Below are 24,941 nucleotides of genomic sequence, written 5' to 3' on the forward strand. Positions count from 1 at the left end.
CTAATAGAATCCTAAAAAAAATGTTTGACTTTTCAAGACGACTGGTCTATTATTTAAGTATGAAAAACACGACAAAAGAGAAATTAATTAAAGCAGGAGCCAAAGCAATGGTAGCAAAAAGCTATCATGCGGTAGGAATACAAGAAATACTAACAACAGTAGATGTTCCGAAAGGATCGTTCTATCATTATTTTGAATCGAAAGAAGCCTTTGGTATAGCCATTATTGAATATTACGGAGAACAATTAGCCAAGTCCATCGCAGAAAAATTAGCAAATGAAAAGGGCTCTCCTAGAGAAAAAATACAAAAGTATTTTTTAGGTATTCGGGATTATTATGCCATACATGGCTGCGGCAGAGGATGTTTGGTTGCTAAATTGGCAATTGAAGTGGAAAACCCCAGTGCTGCTATGGGAGATGCATTAAAACGGGAATTTGATAAATGGACAGCACTGTTTGCGTCTTGTATAAGAGAAGGCCAGAAAATGGGGGAAATATCATTGGAGTATGATGCAGAGTCTATGGCAGAATTCCTATATACCTCATGGGAAGGTGCACTCATTCGTATGCAAGTGAATCGCGATCTTGCACCAATTGATAAATTTATTGAACATTCTTTTGATCGAATCATACCAAGGCAGAAGCATGTGGTGAACTAGATTCCTTCACCACATAACAATTTGTGGGATAGGGGTGAATTATACACATTTATAGACGACCAGTCTATTTTAAGAGGGAGGTGACCCTACCTATGCAATATTTTGTAACTTATGATATAACAGGATTATTGCTCTATCTTATGGATTCTCAGGGGATGCAGCAGTTGTTTCTTGATTCTGCTGATAGCAGACCTCTTTTCTTGAACGCCAATTGTGTTTAAATAAAAAGATAAATTCGTAGTAGAAAGGAGCCGTAGTATGCGTTATGAAGGCGTTGTTTATCGCCCGCCTAGTGAAGCCGGCAGCTTACTGATTCAGGCTACTATTGGTTGTCCCCATAACCAATGCACATTCTGCGGAATGTATAAAGAAAAACAATTTCGCATTCGGTCGGTTGCTGATATTAAAGAAGATTTGAACCAAGCACAAAAAGTGTATCGGAATACAGTGGAGACTCTTTTTTTCCCCGACGGCAACACCATCCTGATGAAAACCTCTGATTTGGTAGAAATCATTCATTACGCGAAAGAGACTTTCTCCGGTTTACAGCGTATTACCATGTATGGTTCTTCTAAATATATCTTACGAAAATCAGAAGAGGAACTGCTTTTATTGCAGAAAAGTGGCCTTACTCGAATTCATTCTGGTATGGAATCAGGCGATGACATTGTATTAAAGCGAATTTGCAAAGGTGCAAGTGCTAAGGAGACGATTCTGGCAGGGCGTAAGGTAAAAGAAGCGGGAATTGAACTTAGTGAATATGTCATGCTGGGGATTGGTGGAAAAGAGCGTTCTATGGAGCATGCGCAAAATAGTGCTAAGGTACTCAACCAAATTAACCCGGATTTTATCCGTCTTCGTACATTCATTCCTATGGCAGGGACTCAGCTGTATGAAGAGTATCGCCAAGGGGCATTTAGACTGCTGAGCGCCCATGAAGCATTACGAGAGACTAGATTATTTATTGCCAGCCTTGAAGTAACCAGTATGTTATATAGTGATCATCATTCTAATTACGCCTATGTGAATGGGCGATTGCCTGCAGCAAAAGAAGAGATGCTGCAAACCACTGATCATTTGCTGACATTGCCAGAAGAGCATTTTCGTCCGCCTGAAGTGGGAAATCTGTAAATGATGTCATTATACAAAAAATGATTTTTATTCGATTATGGTCTTGCAATTCTCCAAAGCATGGATTAGTATTTAGAATATACAGTTAATTTTTAGGAGTTATTTTCTTCAATGTTACGTCATAAATTTTCACTCTAGTCTAAAAATTATACTGTTTTATGTTAATCATTTAGTTTGCATGCAAGATATGTTGATGCAAACTAAATGATTTGATAGATAGGAAATAAAGTATTTTTTGATTTTTAATGATTGGTGGCTTACGCCAAATGGCGTATCACATAGATTTTGTCATAATAATAATAAAATGTGGGAGGAAGAAACTATGAATTTTGAATTGACCAAAGAGCAGGAAGACATTCGGAGCATGATAAGAGATTTTGCTGAAAAATCGGTGGCACCGACTGCGGCAGAGCGGGACGAAAAAGAATATTTTCCCCGTGAAATCTTTGACCAGATGGGTGAGCTGGGAATTTTAGGACTGCCGTATCCAGAAGAGTACGGTGGTGCAGGAAGTGACTTTTTATCCTATGCCATGGCAGTCGAAGAAATATCTCGTGTATGTGCATCAACAGGTATTGGACTTTCGGTGCATGTATCATTGTGTTCCTGGCCCATTTTTCACTATGGAACCGAAGAACAAAAACAGAAGTTTCTCAGACCATTAGCAGAAGGGACAAAGTTAGGGGCTTTTGGTTTGACGGAACCTAATGCCGGCACCGATGCAAGCGCTGCTACTACGACCGCAGTGAAAGATGGAGACCATTATATTTTGAACGGTGCTAAAATCTTCAACACAAATGGCGGGGAAGCAGAAATTGAAGTGATATTTGCCTCTACTGATAAAGCAGCTGGTTTAAAAGGCATGAGCGCTTTTATCGTTGAGAAAGGTACTCCCGGTCTTAGCTTCGGTAAAAAAGAAGTAAAAATGGGTATTCGATCTTCTGTACAACGTGAAGTATTTATGAAAGACTGCCGTATTCCAGCTGCTAATTTGCTGGGGAAGGAAGGGCAGGGTTTTAAGATTGCGATGACTGCCTTAGATGGCGGACGTATTGGTGTTGCGGCTCAATCTCTTGGTATTGCCCAGGGAGCTTTGGAACAAGCCATTAAGTATTCCAAAGAGCGGGTACAATTTGGCAAACCAATCTCCAGCAATCAGGCAATTGCATTTAAGATTGCTGATATGGCGGCTAAAGTGGAGGGAGCAAGGCTGCTCGTGTATCGTGCTGCCTATCATAAATCCCACCATCTTCCTTATTCAAAAGAAGCAGCTATGGCAAAATTAGTTGCATCTGATGCTGCTATGTCCGTTACAACGGATGCTGTACAAATTTTTGGTGGTTATGGCTATACTCGTGAGTATCCAGTAGAACGCATGATGCGTGATGCTAAAATCACACAAATATACGAGGGAACAAATGAAGTTCAGCGTATGGTTATTTCAGGTGCTGTTTTACGATAAGAATTACTCGCCAGGATAATCTGCTATGGGCAATGCCCTATCTAAATGAGATATGAGTTTTTAAAGAGATAGGGCATTGTGTAAGGTTTTATATAAAAATGCATTAATTATATTAGGAGGCGAAGAGATGGAAATTCTTGTTTGTATTAAGCAAGTTCCTGATACTGCCGAAGTAAAAATCGATCCAGTAACCAATACGTTGATCCGACAAGGGGTACCCAGTATTGTAAATCCTTTTGATAAAAATGCCTTGGAGGCTGCCCTGCAATTAAAAGATAAACATGGCGGTAAGGTTACAGTGATTTCTATGGGACCGCCTCAGGCGAAAGAGGCATTGAGGGAATGTTTAGCCATGGGTGCTGATAACGCCATATTAGTCAGTGATCGGGCTTTTGGCGGATCGGATACATTAGCTACCAGCTATACCTTAGCGGCAACCATCCGTAAGATTGGTACATATGATTTGATATTCTGTGGTAAGCAAGCCATTGATGGTGATACTGCCCAAGTCGGGCCAGAGATTGCAGAACATTTGGGGATTGCACAGATTACCTATGTAGCTAAAATTGAAGTGAATGGTGATACCGTTTCCGTAGAGCGTGAGTATGAGGAAGGCTATGGCGTCATCGAAGGAAAATTACCTTTGCTGATATCAGTGGTAAAATCCATTAATGAACCCAGATATCCTACGATTAAAGGAACAATGAAAGCCAATCGGGCCGAAATCCCTGTATGGACCATGGCTGACCTTGATGTAGATGAGCAAAAGCTTGGTTTAAAAGGATCGCCTACTCAAGTCCGCAGAATTTTTACACCTCCTCAGCGTACGGAAGGCGTGATCATTCAAAAAGATACAGCATGGGAATCGGTTGCTGTATTGATTCAAAAACTATCGGATGCTAAAATTATATAAAAGAAGGGTGACAGGACAATGGCTATAAAAGTAAACCAAGAAGAATGTATTGCCTGTGGTGCTTGTTTATCTGTATGTCCCTTTGGTGCCATTGTAATGCAGGATGAAAAAGCGTACATAACGGAGGCATGCACTGCTTGCGGTGCTTGTGTTGATACTTGTCCAGTAGAGGCAATCCTTCGTGAAGAAGAAGATAAAGTTGTGGCTATGGATAAAAGCCAATACAAGGATGTTTGGGTATATCTGGAGATTGGTGAAGGAAAACTGCGCAATGTTGGTCTGGAACTACTTGGCGAAGGGCGTAAATTGGCAGATGGTATGGGACAAAGCTTAGCGAGTGTTCTGATTGGACATAACGTTGAAGGGTTAGCGCAAGAAGCTTTTGCAGCAGGTTCTGATAAAGTATATTTGGTAGATGCTGCTGAATTAGCCCAATATAATACGGATAGTTACACTGCAACCTTATTTGATTTAATCAGTAATTATAAACCGTCTGTTATTCTCATGGGTGCGACGAATGACGGACGGGATTTTGGGGCACGTGTTGCATGCCGTGTGGGAACTGGGTTAACGGCAGATTGTACTGGTCTTGGCATTGATGAGGCAACTGGATTCGTTTCCTGGACTAGACCAGCATTCGGCGGTAATATCATGGCGACAATTATCTGTCCGGATCATCGTCCTCAGATGGGGACTGTTCGCCCTTCCGTATTTAAGAAGCCAGTGTTAGATTATAGTAAAAAAGGCGAACTGATTCGCGTAGCCAGCAAAATTAAGCAAGAAGATATGCGGACGAAGCTTATCGATATGATTCACGTTTGTACCGTATCCTGCAATTTGGAAGAAGCTGAAATTATCGTATCTGGCGGGCGAGGTATGTGCAAACCTGAAAATTTCTCACTTGTGGAAGAGTTGGCCAATGTTCTTGGCGCTTCCGTAGGGGCATCCCGTGCTGCTGTAGATGCGGGATGGAAGCCGGCATTGCATCAAGTGGGGCAGACGGGAAAAACCGTAGGACCGAAGATTTATTTTGCCTGTGGTATATCCGGTGCTATTCAGCATTTGGCAGGTATGTCATCATCTGATCTTGTCATTGCGATTAATAAAGATCCTGATGCACCAATCTTTAAAATGGCTGACTATGGTATCGTCGGCGATGTATTAGAAGTATTGCCGATATTAACGGAGGAATTTAAAAAAATAAAGAGCGCTTGATTTGATGCAATTTTAAATAAAAAATCAATATTCCTATTAAATAATAAGGAGAGGTGTTTGTTATGGGAGAGTATACAAATTTATTAGTCGAGATCGATAGTGAGGGTATTAGTACGGTCACCATTAATCGTCCAAAGGCTTTGAATGCGTTAAATGCTGCAACTGTACATGAACTGGATCAACTGTTTGATGAACTAGCTGCTAATGATGCTGTAAAAGTGGTCATCGTTACTGGCAGTGGCGAAAAGTCTTTTGTTGCCGGAGCGGATATACTTGAAATGAAGGATAAGACCGCTGTAGAGGGGCGGCAATGGGGGCAATTGGCACAAGGCGTATTTAATAAAATTGAGAATCTTCCCAAACCTGTTATTGCGGCAGTCAATGGCTATGCCTTGGGTGGAGGTTGTGAACTTGCCATGGCTTGCGATATTCGCATTGCTTCGGAAAAAGCCAAGTTTGGTCAGCCAGAAGTGTCTTTAGGCATACCGCCAGGATTCGGTGGAACCCAGCGGCTGTCACGCTTAGTGGGCAAAGGCAGAGCCAAGGAATTATTGTTTACTGGTGATATGATTGATGCTGCTGAAGCCTATCGAATTGGTCTGGCAAATCAGGTGTCAGTTCCCGAAGAACTAATTGGTAAAGCAAAAGCAATGGCTCAGAAAATAATATCAAGAGCACCAATTGCCGTACAAGTTTGTAAAACAGCAGTCAATAGAGGTCTTGACGTGGATCTGACGTCAGGAATCGCCTATGAAGCAGAAGTTTTCGGTCTTTGTTTTGCGACACAGGATCAAAAAGAGGGCATGACTGCTTTCATTGAAAAACGCAAAGCAAACTTTATTGGGAAGTAAAATATTGGTGTAATAAAAATAAGGTGATAGAGGCATTGCGCCTCTGTCACCTTATTTACCATATCATATTAGCTGTTGAAATTAATGAGAATGCGTTTCAAAATGCTGCGAAACATAAAGATTTCTGCTTCACTGGAGCCTTCTAACATTTTACTTTCAATCTGTTTCATTAATTGCAATATTGTTGCTTTATGGATTTTCGCTTTTTCTGTTAAAATGATTTGGTAAGAGCGGCGATCGTTGGGAGTATCAATTCGCATCACAAAGTCTGTCTTTTCTAAACGATCAATTAGACCAGTAAGTGTTGAATTGTCTAACAAAACATTCTTGCTAAGTTCTGATATGGAGATATTGTCTTTTGTGAACAAGGAATAAAGCACGACCAGTTGTCCTGGTGAGATTTCTAAACCCGATTGATCTAACATTTTCTTTGTATAGGAAAAATGTTTTTGTTCTGATTTTGCTAAAAGAATACACATACTATCAAGGATCTGGAGCAATATCGTATTCACCTCTGAATCATTATTGTAATTTGTATGCAAATTTTATGTATATCAATTATTCTATACAGTTTTTAAGTATTGTCAATAAAGAAGATTGCAGTATAGGTGGAGTTACTCCAGAGATCAATTTACGATAGGACAAAGAAACTAGACCATGTCTTAAAAGATGGTCTAGTTTCTTTGCGTTTGTGAAGTAGTGTATTGCTGTTAAAAGATCATATACACGTATCTTCTTGTAGAAAATATCCGACCCCTCGCACTGTTTTTATATTAGATGAGTTCAATTTCTTTCGTAGATAATGAATATAAAGGTCGATATTGGCGATATTGGTTTCAGAGTTGTAGCTCCAAACCTTTTCCATAATTCGTTCCTTGGTAATAACTTGACCAAAATTGCGCATCAGCATTTCTAAAAGTAATGATTCCTTCATGGTGAGATGGATGGATTGGTTGCCTTTTATTACCTTGCCTTTTAACGGATGAAGAGTAAGACCTGCGGCACAAATATTATCTCCAACAAAATCTTTGTTTTTTCTTCGACTCAAGGCACGCAGCCTAGCCAGCAATTCTCCTGTGAAAAATGGTTTTGCCAGAGAATCGTCAGCACCAGCATCTAATGCTTCAATTCGATACTTTGGCATACTTTTTTCAAGAAGAAAAAGAATAGGAGTATTAATTTTTAGACTACGGATTTTCTTTAAAAAGGAGATGCTGTTACTGCATGGCAAAGAGCGGTACAGGAGGATAATATCATGGACTTGCGTTGTGGCTATTTCCACCCCTGTTTCTTCATCTCCTGCAGTATCAACTGCATAACCATGCTTTTTTAAGAGCTGGAACATCGTTCCATTGCTTTTTGATTCGTCTTCCATTAGTAAAATTTTCATCGCTTACCCTCTTATGGTAACTTCCTTGTCTAAATTAGCCTTCCTTGGATTATTTTTCTATTTTAAAAAAAGAATGTTTGAATTAGATTTGATATTTTCATAAAAAATGAGATTATTCGACATTAAATGGATTATTATTCCTAGAATAGCAATTAAATTGTAAAAAAAACAAATTTTTGATAAATTTATAAACTTTCAATGAAAAAAACAAGACAGCTACGATACAATCAATAGTATTAATACGTCTAACCTTGTTCTATAGGAAAAGGAGACGATGAAGGCATCATATAACAAGAAGAAAATGGATGAAGGAGTGCAGGATGTTGCATATAGCTAAGACATTTATATGTTGTATTATGTTTTTGGAAATTATATTTGGCTTTGGGATTTGTTCCGCTCAAATTGGTGTATCGGATATGTATCAGGAAGCGCTATGGATAAACCTGGATCTTTCCAAAGAACAAAGAGATCAAATTGATGGAATTATTCTAGATGCAGACAAGCAAATGAGAGCTGTAAGAGGGAAACAAAAAATGGTTGATGATCTATATAAATTTGATGATTTATACAACTATGCGGATTCCTTAAGCCAAATGAAAGAAATTCGCATGGATGCAGGCAGTAAAATTACACAAGTGCTGCCTTTAAAAGACCGAGAAATTTTTGAAAGTCAATTGGAGGAAAGCCAACAGCTTACAGAACAATATACGATGATGATGTTACAATTGGATCTTACGGAAAATCAGCAAACTGATATTGTTAAGTCCTTGATAAAATCCCAGCAGCGAGTATGGTCTGTTGTTTCTGATACCTCTCTATCATGGGAACAGAGAAGGCAAAAATTAAAACGCGTAAATGCCATAAATCTAATAACTGGTAAGTTAACAACGACTCAGCGATCAGCGTGGAAAAAATGGAATCAATCACTTAATTTAATGAACTTATAACATATAGTGTAGAGTTTTAGTGTTTTTCATTGGTCCATTAACTTAAATAAGGCGGTGCATTAAGTGTGATACAAAATCAAGCTAAAATACTGGTTTTGAATAAAATACATGAAACGGCAGTAATTTCTCCAAATGCTAAACTTGGCAAAGACGTTGAGATTGGACCTTGTGCGATCATTGGAAACCATGCCAGCATAGGAGACGGTACTAAAATAGGAGCAAATGCAGTAGTTGACAGCTGGACAAGCATTGGCAGAAATTGCAGGATTCATGCAGGTGCATCCATTGGATCGGATCCACAGGATAAAAAATTCATTAGTGAAAAAGGGTATGTGAAGATTGGAGATCATACGCATATCAGAGAGTTTGTAACCATTAACAGAGGGATTGGCAAAGGGCGAAAAACACAAATCGGTTCTAATTGCCTGCTATTGGCATATAGTCATGTAGCTCATAATTGTCTGATAGGCAACCATGTAGTGATGTCAAATGCTGTTAACCTGGCTGGTCATGTAGTAGTGGAAGATCGAGTTACGATTGGTGGTTTTGCAGGAATTCATCGGTTTGTAAAAATAGGACGAAATGCTATGATTGGTGGTTTTTCTAAAGTGGTACAAGATGTGCCTCCTTATATTATGGTGGATGGAAATCTCGCCCGGATAGCAGGCCTTAATAAAATTGGAATGGTTCGCGGGGGCGTTGAGGAAGATACCCGTAAAGTGATGAAGCGTGCTTATAAACTGCTATATTATTCGGGACTTAGTATAGAACAAGCATTAGAGGCAATGGAGCAGGAACTGCCCAAGTCGGAGGAATTGGAGTCCTTCATAACATTTTTACGCAATTCAAAAAGTGGAATCTGCCAAAAGGTATCTAAACACAAACGCTAAGAAAGCATGATGCGCAAAACATTATCAGTAATTCGCTGTATAAGGAATTAATCCTCCATACAAACCATAAAAAAACAGATCGACCCCCTGGCAGGGAATCGGTCTGCTTTTATCTTTTATCTTATTTGAACACTTTAATGCGTTCGTCTAATGGTTTAAATTCTTTCTCACCGGGATCTGCAGTTGGTTTTCCAAAAGGAAGCTGTGCAATCAATTTCCATGTTGTTGGAACATTCCACTTTTGAATGACTTGCTCTTCGATCAGAGCACCATAATGCTGCAGGGAAGCGCCGAGTCCTTCTGCTTCTAATCCAGTCCACACGACTAATTGCACCATGCCGGAAGCATGATGTGACCAAATAGGGAAGTTGTCTTTATAAAGAGCAAATTGAGTTTGAAGATCTTTAATCACAGTTTCATCTTCGAAAAACAATACAGTACCATATCCACTCTTAAAAGAATTTATCTTTTCTTCCGTAGGAGCAAATGCATTTTCAGGAACAATCTTTCTAAGAGCTTCTTTGGTAATATCCCATAATGTATCGTGCTGCTCTCCTAGTAATAAGAGTATTCTAGCACTTTGTGAATTAAATGCAGATGGAGTATGCTTTACAGCAGCTTCAATGATTTCTTGTATCTTCTCATAGGATACAATTTCTTCTTTACTAATACTATAAATCGAACGTCTTGCTTTTAAAGCGGCATAAAAATCTTTGGACATGACTGACACCTCATCTTTACATTTTAATTTTTTATATTTCTAAGCAGGCTTGTATAGAAACCGCCTAAAATAATTGTTTAATGCTTCTTATAGTATTAGTCAAAGTTTTTTCGAAAAAGATACGGCTTCTGCAGCACTTTATAAAAAAAATATGATTTTTCTTTAATTCGAGAGCAATTTGAGAAGTTTAGCTTTATTTAATATTTCATGAGTTATAAATGTACCATTAAAAAAAACACTATAACTTGTTATTGGACAAGTGTGGTTTTGAGCTTGCTCTTTTCTGGTAAATTGATGAACTCGAATGGGTACGGAAGAATCCTTGGAAAGTAAAAGAGCTTCTTGAGCGTAATTTACAGAAAAAGGGCATTGGGCTGTATAATAGATGTCTAAACCATGTCCCAAGTCAACTCTTAGAGTTTTGGCATTGTCACGAAAATAAGGTATAGGGGATGTAGAATGAAATCTTTTTGCCAATAACTCAAAGTAGGGAGGTGCTGTATCACATACTTCAAAACCGCTTTTTAATAAGAATTTTTTATCGGATAAATAGGGTTTTTTCTTGTTACTAGAAATCACGGCAATGCCATGCATGTTTTTAGCATCTTTTTCACATTCTTCTAATAGTTTTTTCCCCCAGCCTTGTCCCTTAAATCTGCCAGCCACCCAGTGGCAATTAATGATCATATAGCCAGGGGCATGAATGGGAACCCAGGCATTTGCGGCGGGAAGATATTCAATAAATACTTTACCCCGCTCATTGAGGCGCTTGAACTTTAAACCTTCCAAAAACTGATTTCTGAGCCATTCCTTTTTAAGACGTACACCGGATTCTGATTGTTTATCAGAAAGGCAGCAGCAGATATGCTCTTTATGTATAGTATCATTTGTTATATCTATGATCTTCATAATAATACTCCAAGTTAAAATCCTTATGTAATATATTTACCATTATACTTGAAAAACCTTCACCATGTCGGGTAAAAACTGAAAAAAATAGACTATTTCATCTCAGCTGTATGAAAATCAAATACAAATAATATGATCGCTGCTAACAAGAATGTGATAGACCAGGCCAAGAAGGGTTTTGAATGATGAATTTTTACAAAGGAAAAAAGAGCAACATCAAACAAGGTTGATATACGCCACGACCAGCCATTTTGATAGGAGATTCCTCCTAACGTGTAATCGATCAATTCAATGGTACTAAAAATGAAAACCCATAAGGCAAAATAAGCATATTGAATCAGCCTTCCAGATGAAGGAAAACGGGATAAGAAAATAAATACCGTAGCTGGTAGGGCAATATAAGAGTTAAGTAATTCAACGACAGTAGATGTTGTTACAAAAAAGTCCGGACCAAACCCCCATAAAATATGATGATAGGTCAAGAGGGAGGAGGTTAAATTCACAACCATGACAAAAAGCATAGTTGGATAATAGCTCTGGAGATTTTTCCAATCTCCAAAGCTATAAACGCCGATGATAAAAGCACATACTAATAAAAGCCTGAAAATAAACAACTCTATCATTTAGCATCCACCTTATTATATTACTTATACAATAGTGTATGTAACCCCTGCATGTACTAATTCTTAATGCGTTAAGAAAATAATGAGCCCTAAAGGTTGAAGCGTTTTTCTCATAAACAAAAGGAGCGTTGAAGGATAAAATAAGGTAATTTGTACAAAATAATAATCTTAAAGACTCTATGAACAGTGGGGGATATACAGAAATGTTTAGTGCAGAGACGATTATTACTATAATTGCAATAGTAATTACATTGTTATTGTTGATCTTCGCCGTTGATTGGCGATATTTTCGGGATTGGATTGTGGTTTTTCTCTTTAAATCCGTTATTGACTTCGCATGGGGAAGTCCAGTTGTGAATTTAAAGTTATTGGACTATCCGATTCGGTTGCTGCCCCATTACTATAACACAAGCATCTTATTTGAATTATGGGTATTTCCCACTGCGTGTATTTTATATAATCAAGTTACAAGAAAACGAGGTTTATGGCCGATCATTTATTATGCAGCGATATTTAGTGCAGTCATTACTGCCATCGAATATCCTATTGAATTATATACTAAGCTGATTGAATATTTAGATTGGAGCTGGTTTACTAGTTTTTATACGATCATGATTACATTTTTATGTTCAAGAGCTTTTATAGCTTTTTTCCGTTGGGGTTGTAATTATTTTGGGTGTAAGTAACAATTTCAATTAGCTTCAACAAAAACATAAATGAGATTCGCGCAGCAAATCCTAGCCAATTGCTCACATATTAGTAGACAGTCCTTTTGATAAGTGATAAACTACTGTCATATAAGTAATGAGATCGTAGAGCATCCATAACAGCATAGGAACATTTTATCTCAATGACGAGGAATGAAATAGCTGATCAGAACTATGAAGGCTAAAGTACGGATTAAACCGGCTTTAACCTTTTTCTTTATTCAATAAGATGTTATAAAAATGATTTTAAACAATATACGAGGAGGATGGGATATGAAAATTGAAACAAAAGCAATTCATCTTGGGCATGAAATCGATAAAGAGACAGGTGCAATAGCACCTCCGATACATTTGTCGACAACCTTTGAACGTGACGCAGATGGCAGCTATCCTCGTGGTTATGTTTATAGCCGTTTAAGCAATCCGAATCGAGATGCTTTGGAAAAGTGTTTGTGTGGTTTAGAAGGGGGAGAAGGAGCCGCTGCATTTTCCTCTGGTTTAGCAGCTATCTTGAATGTATTTCAGGCATTGCTTCCTGGAGATCATGTCATCGTATCTCAGGACTTATATCATGGAACTACGCGTATATTGCAAGATATTTTAGAACCCTGGGGACTACAAGTAAGTTATGTGGATGTAAATGATTTTTCTCAAGTTCGGGCAGTGATTAAAAGCAATACTAAGATTATCTATTTGGAAACTCCTTCGAATCCTTTGTTAAAGATAACCGATATCTCTGCTCTATCAGCCATTGCTCATGAAGCAGGAGCCCTTTGTGTTTGTGATAATACTTGGCCGACTCCGATGCTGCAGAGACCTTTGGAATTGGGAGCTGATATTGTTGTCCATTCTACGACTAAATATTTCGGCGGACACAGTGATGTTTTGGGTGGTGCTGTAATCAGTAAAGTAAAGGATGCTTTTTTTGATAAAATTCGCATGCTGCAGCAAATCGGCGGAGCAGTACCAGCCCCCTTTGATTGCTGGCTGGTACTGCGGGGCATTCAGACCTTAAACTGCCGTATGAAAAATCATTCGGAGAATGCCTTAGAGATCGCCAAGTTTTTACAAAAACATCCTAGAGTCGAAAAAGTATATTATCCAGGGCTAGTCGATCATCCAGGACATGATATTGTATTGCGGCAGATGAGTCAATTTGGTGGAATGCTGTCCTTTCAAGTGCGAGGCAATAGAGATGAGGCTTTGGCATTTATCGGACGGTTAAAGATCATTCAAAGAGCGACAAGCCTCGGTGGGGTAGAAAGTCTAATTGAACATCGGGCTTCCATTGAAGGACCCCAGAGTAAAACTCCTGATAATTTACTGCGATTCTCAGTAGGATTGGAAAATATAGATGATCTGATTGCCGATCTGAATACTGCATTAGGATAAAATAATTTGCGAAAGAGCAAGTATAAATACCCTAAAATATAACCGAACCGCAGAGGCGCAGAGAACACTGAGAAAAGATAGGGTAAGGATTTTCTCTCAGTGTGCTCTGCGTCCTCTGTGGTTCAGCGTTCTCCTTAGCAAACTATTCTAAGCTAAAAAAATAATATTGAAGACGTGCCGTATATATTTACAGCACGTCTTCATTTTTTTTACTAGATTTTAAAAGTAGAAGCTACTTCGTTCAGTTCGGTAGCAAGGGAGGCTAATGATTCAGCATTTGTACGAATTTCATTCATGTTATTTTCTTGCTGGTTAATGGTTTGTGCTACAACGTTGGTATCTGTAGAGGTCTGGTGAGCAATCGAGCTGATCCGCTGAATATGAGATGCTACATTCTGGGTTCCTGAGGCTGTTTCAGCAATGACTTGCGTGATTTGTCCAATACCCGATTTCACAATTGATAGTTTCTCATGAATTAAATCAAATTCTTTTTGTGTCTGATCAACAAATTCTTTCCCTTTGGCTACTTCCTCATTTGCTTTTTCTACCACTCCTACTGCAGTTACAATCTCTTGACTCATGGAATTTATGATGATGGCAATATCGGTAGTGGCATTAGCTGATTGCTCAGCGAGCTTGCGAACCTCATCCGCTACGACTGCAAATCCTCTGCCTGATTCACCAGCCCGTGCCGCTTCAATGGCTGCATTAAGGGCAAGAAGATTTGTTTGTGCAGCAATTGAGTTGATGACTTCTACGATACCTTTGATCTTGTCAGATGAATCAGAAATTTTATCCGTTGCTGTAGTGATTTCTACCATAGCAGTACTTACATTTTTATTCTGGCTGACCACGTTACCCAGTAACTCCATTCCTTTCTGGGCTTCATTTACAGCGTTGTTTGTATTGGTGCTTACTTCCAAAGCTTGTGTGTTCATCTCTTCACTTCCGGCATTAATTTGTGCAAGAGTGCCAGAGATATCATCAATGCTATGAGAATTTTCATTTGCACCTGCTGCAATCTCATCCACAGTGGAGGCAACAATAGAGACGGAGGCGGTATACTCTTCTACAGTCGCGTTTAATTCTTGACTGGAAGAGGACAACGTATCTGTACTCAACTGAAGGGTAGTGACCATTTTTTTTAAGTTATTTTTCATGAGAATGATTTCTTGGTTCATGTCACCGATTTCATCATTAAGGGTTGAAGTAATATCGGCAGTACTCAAATCAAAATGGGCAATATGACTTAATGTTTCTTTTAAGTGATTGAATCGACGGCTCATATGATTGCTATACCAAAAGATTAATCCGATTACGAGAATTAAAACGCCTATATTGGCTATAATTGCAAAGGAATTTTGGGATTTGACACTTGCATCAATATAAGTTGTTTGTTCTTTAATAATACCATCTTGAACTGCAAATAAATTGTCAAAGTCTTTATCAAGATCTTCCGAGGTCTTTACCATGAACTTGATTTGCTTTGCCATTTCAGGCCTATCTCCGGCTTTTTGTGCAAGGATGATTTTATCGCTGTAATCGCGAAAATGGATCACATTGTTAAGAGTTTGATCCGCAGCCGTTTGAGCGGCATCATTGGCAGCTGCCTTACGATAGGCTGTCAATAATTTGATCACTTCAGCAATTTCCGTGCGATACGCATTTTCATACTGTGGGTCATTGTATTGGGTATATTTTAAGCGATCAATGCGAGCCCGTTGCAGCTGGGCAAAGGCTTCTCGAATTTGGAAAGCTTCTGGAATACTGTAGGATTGAACCTTTTCTACCCTATTTCCCATATCACTGAATTTGTAAGAAGAAAATAGAGACAACGCGATTAACAGAACAACCGAAATTAGAAAAATACCTAATAGTTGAAACTTAATTGACCATCTTCTTTTTTCCATATACTTACCCCTAACAAAATTATTTTCTTGCAGAATCGTCCTTTAACTAGGAAATTGAGATTTGTTCTCACTGAACTGGTTGAAAAAAATAACCATTTTTGGCTGATGAAGCACTTTGGTTTATAGTTAATTTAACCAATAAAATCTTTTTCTGTCAATATAAAATGTAAACTTATAAAAAATAAAAGTCAAATGGTCAAATAAAAACATTGACTTTTAATAAGAAAGATTGATAAAATATTAGTAAGGAAAATGGTTAATATTATGTAAAATACACAGGATTTTTGGATTAAGATCAAATTCTATTGCCCCAAAACACAAGGAAGTATAAAAATCACAGTATTGATGCAAAATTTGATAAAACAGCTGCAAGAAATAAATCTGCAGCTATTGGAGAAAGTAGGTGAAAGGTATGAAATTTATTGACTATTATGAAGTTTTAGGTGTGCCAAAGACCGCCACTGATAAAGAAATTAAAACGGCATATCGTAAACTAGCCAGGCAATATCATCCTGATGTGCAAAAAGGGAAGGAAAAGAAAGAGGCAGAAGAAAAATTTAAACAAATCAATGAGGCATATGAGGTATTAGGGGATGCTTCCAAGCGGGAAAAGTATGATACATTAGGAGAAAACTGGAGGATGGGTCAAGAATTTCAGCCGCCACCCAATGCTTCCGGGTATCAGACGTATCATATGGATGGAATGGATGGCTTTGGTTTCAGCGATTTTTTCTCCTCCATTTTTGGGCAGGAGTTTTCTAGACAGTCAGATGGTTATGGGAGAAGTTATCAGGCAAGGCAGCCTAGATACGAAGGGGACGATGTGGAAGCCACAATCAGCCTGACAGTGGAAGAACTGATGACGGGAGCAGAAAAAGAAATTCAAATTCATGTACCAGTCATTTGTGCTGCCTGTGAAGGACAGCGTTTTACCAGCAGGGGCGTATGCACTGCCTGTAAAGGGGCAGGAGTCATAGAAGAACACAAAAAGCTAAAGGTCAAAATTCCTGGCAAGTCTTATCCTGGCACTGTGCTTCGTCTAAAAGGAATGGGGGGCAAAGGTTCTAATAATGGTGCAAATGGTGATTTGTATCTTCATGCAGAGATGAAACCTCACTCCAATTGGCGTGTTGTCAACCAGATCGACTTAGAGGGTGATTTGACGATTTATCCGGAACAAGCTGTTTTAGGAGATCTGGTTTCTGTGCATACTCCATCAGGGATAGTTGAAGTGAAGATTCAGCCAGGAACCCATTCTGGTCAGAAACTTCGTTTAAAAGATAGAGGATTTAAGAAGAATGCAACGTTAGGGGATTTGTATATAAAAATTCAGATTGATATTCCGCGAAATCAAAGGAAGGAAGAATTGGAGCTTTATAAACAGATTTTCGCCCTGCGGCACAAAGAAATATGATTAAGGTTGTTATGCTCGTTATATAGAGGAGGTAAATAGTATGAATCAAGAACAATACACGCAAAAGGCATTGGCTGCCCTTTCGGAAGCGCAGCAGTTAACTGCGCTGCATTACCAGCAAGAAGTAAGTACCAGGCATTTATTATTAGCACTAGTCAAAGAAGAAGATGGTATGATTGGGCAAATTTTGTCTCAATCACAAATTGATGTTAAACTCTTAAAGGCCAAGGTAGAGAAATTAATCACGAATCAGCCTTCTGTTCGCGGTCAAGAGGGCAGTTTGCGAATGAATACGGCAATGATTCGGGTGCTGGGATTAGCGGAAAAAATTGCATCCGGCATGAAAGATGAATTTATCAGTACAGAACATTTATTACTAGCTGTTGTAGAAGACGGTGATAGTGATGTAGTGGAAGTCTGTAGGGAATTTGGGCTGCATCGCAGCCGTATTCAGCAGATTGTAAAGGAATATCGTCAAGGACAGCGGATTACCAGCGACAACCCTGAAGAAGGATACCAGGCATTATCAAAATATGGGCGGGATTTGACCGAAATGGCTAAACAGGGAAAATTAGATCCTGTTATTGGTCGAGATGAAGAAATTCGCAGAGCAATAGAAATACTATCTCGCCGAACCAAGAATAATCCTGTGCTAATCGGTGAACCCGGGGTTGGAAAGACAGCGATTGTAGAAGGGTTAGCTCGGCGCATTGTAGCTGGGGATGTACCAGAAACGTTGAAAAATAAAAGCTTATATTCCCTGGATCTTAGTTCTTTAGTGGCTGGTGCCAAATACCGGGGTGAATTTGAGGAACGCTTGAAAAATGTTTTAAATGAAATTGCTAAATCAGAGGGAAAAATTCTCTTGTTCATTGATGAACTTCATACGGTAGTGGGAGCTGGTGCTGCGGAAGGAGCTATGGATGCTGGCAATATTTTAAAACCCATGCTTGCAAGAGGTGAACTTCGTTGTATTGGTGCTACCACTTTGAATGAATACCGTAAACATATTGAAAAAGATGCTGCTTTGGAACGTCGTTTCCAACCGGTCCTTGTGGATCAGCCTACAGTAGAGGATACGATTTCCATACTAAGGGGCTTAAAGGAGCGTTATGAAATTCATCATGGCGTTCGAATCAAAGACAGTGCTCTGGTGTCGGCAGCTGTACTGTCAGATCGCTATATTTCCGATCGCTTCTTGCCTGATAAAGCGATTGACTTGGTTGATGAGGCTGGTGCGAAATTACGTACAGAAATTGATTCAATGCCCAGTGAACTGGATGAGATTCTGCGCCGGGTTATGCAGCTTGAAATTGAAGAACAGGCTCTTAAAAAAGAGAGTGATGCTTCTTCCTTGGAGAAATTGAATACGATTCAAGAAGAACTAAAAAATCTGCGTCAAGAAACAGATGTGCTGAAAGTCCAATGGCAGGGAGAAAAGGAAGCTATACTGCGTCTGCGTGGTTTGAAAAAGGAAATTGAATCTGTTAAAGCGGAGATGGAGACTGCGGAAAGAGCTTATGACCTTACTCACTTGGCAGAGCTCAAATATGGTAAACTGCCAGAGCTGGAAGCACGGTTAAAGAATGAAGATGAATTACTAAGCAAAAAACATAATGACAAAGTTCTGTTAAAAGAAGAAGTCGGTGAAGATGATATCGCTAAGATTGTCAGCCGCTGGACAGGTATTCCGGTTAGTCGCATGTTAGCGGGAGAACGAGAAAAACTGGCGAATTTAGAAAGTATTTTGCATACGAGAGTCGTAGGTCAGGAAGATGCTGTGCAGGCTGTCAGTGAAGCCATCATCAGAGCGCGGGCAGGAGTGAAAGATCCGAATCGTCCAATTGGCTCCTTTATCTTCCTTGGTCCAACAGGGGTCGGTAAAACGGAGTTGGCAAAAACCCTGGCAGAAGTATTATTCGATGATGAGCGCAGCATGATTCGTGTAGACATGAGTGAATATATGGAGAAACATACCGTGGCTCGCCTAATTGGTGCTCCTCCAGGTTATGTTGGTCACGATGAAGGAGGACAATTAACAGAAGCGGTACGCCGTCGCCCCTACAGCGTAATTTTGCTGGATGAGATTGAAAAAGCTCATAGTGACGTATTTAATGTGCTGCTGCAAATATTAGACGATGGACGATTAACAGATGGAAAAGGCAGAACCGTAAATTTTAAAAATACAGTGGTTATAATGACCTCCAACTTAGGATCGGCTGAAATTTTACAAAATGAATTCGAGAGGGCTAAAGAAAAAGTTCTTAGCATGCTCAAGTCTCATTTCAGACCTGAATTCTTGAATCGCATTGATGATATTATTGTCTTTAATGCCCTTACAGAGCAGCAAGTTAGTAAAATTGCAGGAATCCTATTGGAAAACTTGAATAAGCGTTTGCAAAAGCAGATGAATATTACCTTGGTTTGGGATGAGGCGGTTTTAACTTTACTATCCAAGAAAGGGTATGATTCTGCATTTGGTGCTCGACCACTGCGCCGCCAGATTAGCAGGTCTATCGAAACAGAATTAAGCAAAAAAATAGTCCGTGGTGAAATCATGGAAGGCGGTACCGTGAAACTAAAAGCGCAAGACGGCACAATTCTCTTAACCCCGGCAATAGATGCTGTAAGTCTTTAAAATAATAAACTCCTGCAAAACATTTTGCAGGAGTTTATTATTTTATGGTAAATAGAATGAAGTATTAAAGTCATTATCCAAATGGGAGGACTGTACATGCCAGTTACATTAGATGGAAAGTTAGTAATTGCCATCTCTTCACGTGCTCTTTTTGACTTAGATGCCAGTAATAAGATTTTTGAAGAAAAAGGAGAAGAACCCTACACAAAATATCAGATTGAACATGAAAATGAGCTGCTGAATCATGGAGTAGCCTTTCCATTAATAAAACGGCTGCTGAAGCTGCGAGATCCTGAAACGGGAGAACCTATGGTAGAAATTATTCTAATCTCCAAAAATGATCCTAATACTGGCCTGAGAGTTTTCAATTCCATAGAGCAGCATAAATTGGATATTACCAGGGCTGCATTTACCAGGGGACGATCGCCATATAAGTATTTAAAAGCCTTTAAAGCCGATTTGTTTTTATCTGCCAATCCAGAGGATGTGTCACTTGCCCTGGCAAATGGGCATGCCAGCGCTACCATTTATGCAGGAACTTATGTAAAGCAAGAGGACGATATGGAGGAAATCCGCATTGCTTTTGATGGTGATGCAGTTATATTTAGTGATGAAGCGGAAAAAATATATCAGCAGATGGGATTAGAAGAATTCAAAAAACATGAAGCAGAAAAAAGTGAAATACCGCTGCCTCCTGGTCCTTTCATGTCTTTTTTAACGGCCTTAAATAATGTGCAGAAGGCTTATAAAAATAAGGAGAAGAAGACAATACGAACAGCACTTGTGACAGCACGAAATGCACCAGCCCACAAAAGAGCAATCAAGACATTGCGGTCATGGGGAATTACAGTGGATGAGGCTTTCTTTTTAGGAGGATTGGATAAAGCAGCCATTTTAGAAAGTTTTAACCCCCATATCTTTTTTGATGATCAGCATACCTACTGCATTAATGCATCAAAAGTAGTGCCAACAGGGCATGTACCAAGCGGTGTAACAAACAGTTACTGATTAGTGAATATAAGAAAAAAAGCTATTCCAAGAGAAATACATCGTATAGGAGGACTAGAAATGAAAGATAGATTGTTAATAAGTAATGCCTTTCAGACTTTTTTAACAGAGGCTCCAGAACATCAAAAAGTATGGATGGAGACGGTAAAAAAGTGGGGTGAGGCAAGCCAGCTGGATAAGAAAACAGAAGCTCTTTCCTATCTATCTGTATTAGCAGCATTAAGGCTGGAAGGCGGACTGCCTTTTCATGTAAAACAAGCGAAAGCAGTAGGAGCGACCAGAGAAGAAGTCATAAGTGCTATTCTAGTGGGACTGCCAGCAGCAGGAAACGTAGTGATCCAATCCTTACCAATCGCTTTAAATGCCTATGATCAGGAATAAGATTATACTCAAAAGGCCCCGTATATCAAATACGGAGCCTTTTAGCATTTACATATATTCATATAATAATGATTTACAATCCTCTAGCAGCTAATTCCTGCTCTGCACTAACTAACTTTATGCAGAGTACGACCAATTCCATAGCCTGTTTTAATTCTGACAATGGAGGGAAGGTGGGAGACAGACGAATATTTTTGTCTTCGGGATCTTTGCCATAAGGGTAGGTAGCACCAGCAGGAGTGAGTAGGACACCGGCGGCTTCCGCTTTTGCTACGATTTTTTTTGCACATCCTGTAAGAGTGTCGAGACTGATAAAGTAGCCGCCTTGCGGCTTGCTCCATGAAGCAATGTTTTCGCCGCCCAGCCCTAATTCTAAGATATCCAGGACTAAATTAAATTTAGGCTTAATAATGGCTGCATGCCGTATCATATGTTCCTTTATGCCGGCTTCATTTTTGAAAAAGCGGACATGCCGCAGCTGATTTAATTTGTCAGGTCCGATGGTTTGTATATTAAGCTGTTTTTTAAGCCAATTAATGTTGTTGGCACTACTGGCCAGCATAGCAATTCCAGCTCCAGGGAAACTAACTTTAGATGTTGAGGCAAATTCAAAAACACGGTCAGGATGACCTGCGGTACTGCAGGTTTGCAGAATATCAAGTAATGTGCCAGGGGTATCTGTGAGATGATGTACTGCATAAGCATTATCCCAGAAAATACGAAAATCAGGTGCTTTGGCAGGCATTGCTGCCAAACGTTTTACAACGATATCAGAATAGATAATACCGGTGGGATTACTATACTTTGGTACACACCAAATGCCTTTAATTGCTGGATCGGAGGCCACTAAACTTTCAACTTGGTTCATATCAGGACCATCATCTTGGTAATTAACCCTGATCATTTCAATTCCTAAGTGCTGGCAAATGGCAAAATGCCGATCATAGCCAGGGCTGGGACAGAGGAATTTTACCTTTGGCAGCTTACTCCAAGGAACATCACTTTCTGGCAGGCCATGCAGCATGGCGCGAGAAATTAAATCATGCATCATGTTTAAGCTGGAATTACCCCCAATGATAATTTCCTCGGGTTTGGCATCTAAAATCCAAGAGAAAAGTTTCTTTGCTTCGGGAATGCCGTCGATTCCGCCATAGTTTCGGCAGTCAGTTCCATTTGAAGCTTTATAATCGGATTTGGTAAGGCAATCTAAAAGATCAGCAGAAAGATCTAATTGCTCGGTGCAGGGTTTTCCCCGGGACATATCTAATTTAAGGTTTTGCGCCTGAAAATCTTGATAGCTCTTAGATAATTCAGCATAATAGCCTTGTAATGTGGTGTTACTCATGTCTTTCAATTTACTCATTTTTACATCTCTCCTTCACATTCTTTCATTATATTGGAACTAGTAAGCCAAAGGCAATAGGTTTTCACAAAAACGAGAGTATGTATTCTGAATACGTATGAGAGACAATGATCGTTTTTCATACTAAAGCAAAAAAAAACTTACTAATTTAAGTAAGCAGTTTAACATTCAGATTGATATTTCTCTTTGTATGCCTGTTTATTTTGGGCAATTTCACTTAATAAATCAATAAAGAGATCGATTTCATTACTGTTATTATAGAATCCTAGGCTTAGCCGTACTAGTCCAGGAAAAGGAATATCAGGTTGCTGTTGATAATAGGTTAACTTTTTAGGGGTTAGACCTAACAGTTTTTCAACATAGGGATGAGCACAGAATAGACCGCTTCTTACAGCGATACCCCCTTCATAGGAGAGCATCTTTGCTAATAATTCATGATGGATACCTGGAAGAGCAAAAGAAATGATGCCTAGTCGATCTTCATTCTTTTCAGCGCAGCAATATAATCTTAGATCAGGAATGGATGTTAATTTTTGAATGGTATAGTGGATCAGTTCTTGTTCGTATTGATCAATGACATTCATGCCAATCGACATTAAGGTTCTAATTGCTGCTGTTAACGCTACTACACCCATAACATTAGGTGTGCCTGCTTCCTCTTTATGAGGAGAAAGAGACCATTCGATAAATTGATGTGAAACTAATTCTACTGCACCGCCGCCTTTACAAAAAGGCTCTTGTCTTTCGAAGGTTTCCTGGGGACCAATGAGAACTCCGATGCCAAAGGGGGCGTACATTTTATGGGCAGAAAATACGAGATAATCGATGTGTTCCGGAGAAGCATGGTCTTTCATATCAATCGGGGAATGAGGTGCCAATTGTGCTCCATCTACAAGAATTTTTGCGCCATGCTGATGAGCTAATCTGGCGATTTTATGAATTGGATTTTTATAGCCAGTTACATTAGAGGCTCCAGCAACAGCGACTGTTTTTACTCTTCCTCTATACTTTTTTAGTTTCATTTCTAAATCTTCTAAAGAAAACATGCCGTTTTTATCGATCGTAACATAATCAATAGTAAATTTATCTCTCCAAGGCAGATCATTCGCTAAATGCTCCATATCGGAGGCGAGGATGACCTGCTTATCATCTTTTTCTGCTAAAACATAAGACAGCAAATTAATAGACTCAGTGGTATTTTTTGTATAAATAACAACATCTTTCTGATGATCTGCATTCACGAAGCTTTTAATCACGTCTCTTCCTTCTTCATAGATGTCAGATGAAAGCAGGGATTTGTAACCTGTACCGCGGTGAATGGATGAATACCAGGGGGCAAAATTAATTATTTCGTCCATGACTGCATGTAGGGGGGGAGTGGTTGCTGCATTATCAAAATTAATGTAAGTAACGCTGCTGCCATTGATTAAGGGCACTTTTTCCTCTACTCCGACTACCAAATTTCTAAGATTTGAGTGTAGTATCATATTGTGTCCTCCAATCTGATATTGGATACTCTTCATAAAGTATTTACACTATATGTTATTCTATGCATAAACCAAGGGATTTTACACAAGGCAATAGATAAAAAAATTAAAAAAAGAGTGATAAATTTGCTGGAGAATAGAGGAAAATCAATGAAAAGAAAGAATAATGTCTTTACATTAAATGATTAAAATGTAAAGGGGGCTGTTACAGTCATGGTAAAATGGGAAGACAAATATAGCCTGGGAGTAGAATCTATTGATGAACAGCATAAAGAACTATTTCGAATAGCAAATCGAATTTATGAGCTTTTGAAAAATGAAATGATCTTGGATAAATATGATCATATTATGGAAATCATTGACGAGTTAAAAAACTATACAGTAGATCACTTTAAAGATGAAGAAGAGTATATGAAAAGTATTGGCTATAAAAAGTTTCTTTCCCATAAGGTTGCACACACTGACTTTTTAGATAAAATGGAAAATATCGACGTCAATAAAATTGATAACGGGCATAATGAATATTTACTAAGCATATTAGATTTTGTATGCCTTTGGCTTGTGGAACACATTATGAAAGAGGACAAACTAATCGTGGCCTAATCATTTTTTTACATAAAAAAGTATTCCTAGGAGAACAAAGCCCTCCTAGGAATTTTTGCGATATATCGTTATGTAAAAAATAATGAATCGCGAAGACACGAAGAAATGCAAAGAACACGAAGAGATATTTTATATGTTTTATATCTTCACAGTTTTAACGTAAATGCTTTCCCCTTCGTGTTCTTCGCCAATCTCTGTGTCTTCGCGATTCAAAGGTTTTATTTTTAAAAAGGCTCGGCACCGTTTATTGATATGCACGTTATTTTACAATTGTAATTGTACCGGCTTTTCTTGGCGCAGGTTTAGGAGTACTTCTTTCGGGGAAAC

At 38.9% G+C, this 24,941-nt stretch carries 24 protein-coding genes; 16 read left to right on the forward strand and 8 right to left on the reverse strand.

The features are described from left to right. Positions 1–59 precede the first annotated feature (59 nt). The 7 genes from FR7_RS06500 (at position 60) to FR7_RS06525 (ending at position 6,231) form a co-directional block, all read left to right on the forward strand. On the forward strand, positions 60–659 hold the full coding sequence (locus FR7_RS06500; protein WP_071524675.1) for a TetR/AcrR family transcriptional regulator: 600 nt from the start codon (positions 60–62) through the stop codon (positions 657–659). Between the two features lie 92 nt (positions 660–751). Then, positions 752–880 carry a hypothetical protein gene (locus FR7_RS24410; RefSeq protein ID WP_007931162.1) on the forward strand — a complete coding sequence of 43 codons (129 nt, stop codon included), beginning with the start codon at positions 752–754 and terminating at the stop codon, positions 878–880. Between the two features lie 37 nt (positions 881–917). After that, the gene (locus FR7_RS06505) at positions 918–1,790 is read left to right on the forward strand and encodes a radical SAM protein (RefSeq protein ID WP_007931161.1); all 873 of its coding nucleotides are present in this window, start codon (positions 918–920) and stop codon (positions 1,788–1,790) included. A gap of 322 nt (positions 1,791–2,112) precedes the next feature. Beyond that, a complete protein-coding gene (locus FR7_RS06510; RefSeq protein ID WP_007931159.1) occupies positions 2,113–3,252 on the forward strand; it encodes an acyl-CoA dehydrogenase in 1,140 nt (379 codons plus the stop codon). Between the two features lie 127 nt (positions 3,253–3,379). After that, on the forward strand, positions 3,380–4,165 hold the full coding sequence (locus tag FR7_RS06515) for an electron transfer flavoprotein subunit beta/FixA family protein (RefSeq protein ID WP_007931157.1): 786 nt from the start codon (positions 3,380–3,382) through the stop codon (positions 4,163–4,165). Positions 4,166–4,183: 18 nt separating this feature from the next. Beyond that, on the forward strand, positions 4,184–5,380 hold the full coding sequence (locus FR7_RS06520; protein ID WP_007931155.1) for an electron transfer flavoprotein subunit alpha: 1,197 nt from the start codon (positions 4,184–4,186) through the stop codon (positions 5,378–5,380). Between the two features lie 62 nt (positions 5,381–5,442). Next, positions 5,443–6,231: a short-chain-enoyl-CoA hydratase gene (locus tag FR7_RS06525; protein WP_007931152.1), complete on the forward strand. Its 789-nt coding sequence runs from the start codon at positions 5,443–5,445 to the stop codon at positions 6,229–6,231. Positions 6,232–6,299: 68 nt separating this feature from the next. Here the strand turns inward: FR7_RS06525 and FR7_RS06530 are convergent, their stop codons facing one another. Together FR7_RS06530 and FR7_RS06535 are read right to left on the reverse strand one after the other, a co-directional pair. Then, a complete protein-coding gene (locus FR7_RS06530) occupies positions 6,300–6,710 on the reverse strand; it encodes a MarR family transcriptional regulator (RefSeq protein WP_237769508.1) in 411 nt (136 codons plus the stop codon). 239 nt (positions 6,711–6,949) lie between these two features. Beyond that, positions 6,950–7,621, reverse strand: a complete 672-nt coding sequence (locus tag FR7_RS06535) for a response regulator transcription factor (RefSeq protein WP_007931148.1) — start codon at positions 7,619–7,621, stop codon at positions 6,950–6,952. Between the two features lie 356 nt (positions 7,622–7,977). Between FR7_RS06535 and FR7_RS06540 the strand changes: the two genes are divergently transcribed. Then, complete coding sequence (locus FR7_RS06540) at positions 7,978–8,568, forward strand: hypothetical protein (RefSeq protein ID WP_237715524.1); 591 nt, start codon at positions 7,978–7,980, stop codon at positions 8,566–8,568. 65 nt (positions 8,569–8,633) lie between these two features. Then, positions 8,634–9,458: an acyl-ACP--UDP-N-acetylglucosamine O-acyltransferase gene (lpxA, locus tag FR7_RS06545; RefSeq protein ID WP_007931145.1), complete on the forward strand. Its 825-nt coding sequence runs from the start codon at positions 8,634–8,636 to the stop codon at positions 9,456–9,458. A 121-nt stretch (positions 9,459–9,579) separates the two neighbouring features. Here the strand turns inward: lpxA and FR7_RS06550 are convergent, their stop codons facing one another. From FR7_RS06550 to FR7_RS06560, 3 genes are all read right to left on the reverse strand, one after another. Beyond that, a complete protein-coding gene (locus FR7_RS06550; protein ID WP_007931143.1) occupies positions 9,580–10,179 on the reverse strand; it encodes a nitroreductase family protein in 600 nt (199 codons plus the stop codon). A gap of 162 nt (positions 10,180–10,341) precedes the next feature. After that, positions 10,342–11,088: a YoaP domain-containing protein gene (locus FR7_RS06555; RefSeq protein WP_007931141.1), complete on the reverse strand. Its 747-nt coding sequence runs from the start codon at positions 11,086–11,088 to the stop codon at positions 10,342–10,344. 92 nt (positions 11,089–11,180) lie between these two features. Then, positions 11,181–11,711: a CBO0543 family protein gene (locus tag FR7_RS06560; protein WP_007931139.1), complete on the reverse strand. Its 531-nt coding sequence runs from the start codon at positions 11,709–11,711 to the stop codon at positions 11,181–11,183. A 203-nt stretch (positions 11,712–11,914) separates the two neighbouring features. Between FR7_RS06560 and FR7_RS06565 the strand changes: the two genes are divergently transcribed. Continuing rightward, a complete protein-coding gene (locus FR7_RS06565; protein ID WP_007931137.1) occupies positions 11,915–12,397 on the forward strand; it encodes a CBO0543 family protein in 483 nt (160 codons plus the stop codon). Between the two features lie 294 nt (positions 12,398–12,691). Continuing rightward, positions 12,692–13,810 carry a trans-sulfuration enzyme family protein gene (locus tag FR7_RS06570; RefSeq protein ID WP_007931135.1) on the forward strand — a complete coding sequence of 373 codons (1,119 nt, stop codon included), beginning with the start codon at positions 12,692–12,694 and terminating at the stop codon, positions 13,808–13,810. A 212-nt stretch (positions 13,811–14,022) separates the two neighbouring features. On the opposite strand, the gene FR7_RS06575 is transcribed toward FR7_RS06570, so the two are convergent. Next, complete coding sequence (locus tag FR7_RS06575) at positions 14,023–15,720, reverse strand: methyl-accepting chemotaxis protein (RefSeq protein WP_007931132.1); 1,698 nt, start codon at positions 15,718–15,720, stop codon at positions 14,023–14,025. Between the two features lie 412 nt (positions 15,721–16,132). Between FR7_RS06575 and FR7_RS06580 the strand changes: the two genes are divergently transcribed. The 4 genes from FR7_RS06580 to FR7_RS06595 all read left to right on the forward strand — a co-directional run bounded on the left by FR7_RS06580 (position 16,133) and on the right by FR7_RS06595 (position 21,161). After that, a complete protein-coding gene (locus FR7_RS06580) occupies positions 16,133–17,134 on the forward strand; it encodes a DnaJ C-terminal domain-containing protein (RefSeq protein ID WP_007931130.1) in 1,002 nt (333 codons plus the stop codon). Positions 17,135–17,174: 40 nt separating this feature from the next. After that, positions 17,175–19,772 carry an ATP-dependent chaperone ClpB gene (gene clpB, locus FR7_RS06585; protein ID WP_007931128.1) on the forward strand — a complete coding sequence of 866 codons (2,598 nt, stop codon included), beginning with the start codon at positions 17,175–17,177 and terminating at the stop codon, positions 19,770–19,772. 96 nt (positions 19,773–19,868) lie between these two features. Then, positions 19,869–20,780 (forward strand): 5'-nucleotidase, encoded by a 912-nt coding sequence (locus FR7_RS06590; protein ID WP_007931127.1) that lies wholly within the window; start codon positions 19,869–19,871, stop codon positions 20,778–20,780. Positions 20,781–20,840: 60 nt separating this feature from the next. Further along, positions 20,841–21,161, forward strand: a complete 321-nt coding sequence (locus FR7_RS06595; protein ID WP_007931126.1) for a carboxymuconolactone decarboxylase family protein — start codon at positions 20,841–20,843, stop codon at positions 21,159–21,161. Between the two features lie 73 nt (positions 21,162–21,234). Here FR7_RS06595 and FR7_RS06600 read toward each other — a convergent pair whose 3' ends face one another. Together FR7_RS06600 and FR7_RS06605 are read right to left on the reverse strand one after the other, a co-directional pair. Further along, on the reverse strand, positions 21,235–22,524 hold the full coding sequence (locus FR7_RS06600) for an aspartate aminotransferase type Ic (protein WP_007931125.1): 1,290 nt from the start codon (positions 22,522–22,524) through the stop codon (positions 21,235–21,237). Between the two features lie 161 nt (positions 22,525–22,685). Then, on the reverse strand, positions 22,686–24,011 hold the full coding sequence (locus FR7_RS06605; protein ID WP_007931124.1) for an aminotransferase class V-fold PLP-dependent enzyme: 1,326 nt from the start codon (positions 24,009–24,011) through the stop codon (positions 22,686–22,688). Positions 24,012–24,224: 213 nt separating this feature from the next. On the opposite strand from FR7_RS06605, the gene FR7_RS06610 reads away from it, so the two are divergent. Continuing rightward, positions 24,225–24,614 (forward strand): bacteriohemerythrin, encoded by a 390-nt coding sequence (locus FR7_RS06610; protein WP_007931123.1) that lies wholly within the window; start codon positions 24,225–24,227, stop codon positions 24,612–24,614. Positions 24,615–24,941 lie beyond the last annotated feature (327 nt).

It is taken from the genome of Pelosinus fermentans DSM 17108, from assembly GCF_000271485.2.
Taxonomy (GTDB): Bacteria; Bacillota; Negativicutes; order DSM-13327; family DSM-13327; genus Pelosinus; species Pelosinus fermentans.